The organism is Streptomyces sp. NPDC015125 (assembly GCF_043080045.1).
GTDB lineage: Bacteria > Actinomycetota > Actinomycetes > Streptomycetales > Streptomycetaceae > Streptomyces.
Genome location: NZ_JBIBVF010000063.1, coordinates 1 through 1,138 on the forward strand (window position 1 = coordinate 1; position 1,138 = coordinate 1,138).

The window sequence follows — 1,138 nt, forward strand, 5'->3', positions numbered from 1 at the left end:
AGCGGAAACCAGCCCTCCTCGTAGAGCACGTCCAAGAGCTGCCGGCAGCGCCGCCCGGCGACCGCATCCGGCTTGAGCACGACGAACGTCACGCCCTGGGAGCGCTCCAGCGCCCCCAGGGCGGCGAACGAGTCCAGCCCCTCGCGGGCATAGGTGTCATAGCGGTACAGCTCGCGCTTGTCGGGGTCGGCCGTCAGCGCGTCGAGCGCATCGGCCGCGACTGCCGAGCGGCATACCGCGTCAGTCGTCAGTGTCATCGAGTCTCTCTCCTCCGAGCGGGGTGACCGCCCCGTCGACCAGCACCACCCGGCTGCCGTCGGCGTGGCGGGCGCCGTCCACCGACAGGCGCCCGGCGGCGAAGGCGCGCACCGTCCACTCCAGGCAGGGGCGGTCGCTCCGTTCCTTCTGGAGCAGTTCCTGCTGCCAGGCGTCCTCGGCGGTGGGACGGCGGGCGCCGACCGCCACCGGGGGTCCCGTGCACAGCACGGCGCCGCCGTCCTGGGTCCCGTCGACGAGGAAGCAGGACGTCCGGGTCGCGCGGTGTCCCCGGCTCATGGCGAGCCGGACCGGGTCCTTACCGGTCAGCACCCGGCTGCCGTCGGCCGCCAGCACGCTCAGATCGCCCGGATGCTGGTTGATCATCCGGTACGCGTAGCGGTCCAGCAGCGTCCCCTCGATCCAGCGGTGGTAGGCGAGGACCACCAGGTCCAGCGGGCCGTTGTCCGCTTCCCAGGACGCCATGCGGGAGTTGAGCCCGTCGTGCCAGGAGCGGGCCCGCTCGCGGTAGCGGCGTAAGGCGTCCGGGCCGTCGGCGGCCGCCTGCGATGCCGAGCCGCAGTGCGCGTCGAAGTCACCGGTCCATGCCTGAACGCCGGCCTCGCGCGCCACGTCCAGCGCCTTGACCCGCTGTCCGTGGGAGGCGACCAGACAGACCTGGAAACGGTCCGGCGCGGTGTGCTGCAGCGACAGCAGGGTGCGCAGGTTCCCGCCGGTCGCCGAGGCCAGCACGCCGATCCGCAGCGGGCGGCCGGGCCCGGACGGGCCGAGCACCCGCGCCCGGCGCGCCGCCTCGGTCATGACGCGCTCCCCTCGGCGGCCGCCGGGTCCCCGGCCAGCAGCGCCAGCACCGCCGCGCAGC

2 protein-coding genes are annotated in these 1,138 nt (G+C 74.3%); both read right to left on the reverse strand.

Annotation, left to right across the window (positions count from 1 at the left end):
* Positions 1-257, reverse strand: a 257-nt coding sequence (locus ACF088_RS41320; protein ID WP_392381133.1) for a hypothetical protein, incomplete at its 3' end; no start/stop codon positions are given.
* Complete coding sequence (locus ACF088_RS41325; RefSeq protein WP_392381134.1) at positions 241-1,077, reverse strand: hypothetical protein; 837 nt, start codon at positions 1,075-1,077, stop codon at positions 241-243. The genes ACF088_RS41325 and ACF088_RS41320, both read right to left, overlap by 17 nt.
* Between the last annotated feature and the right edge of the window lie 61 nt (positions 1,078-1,138).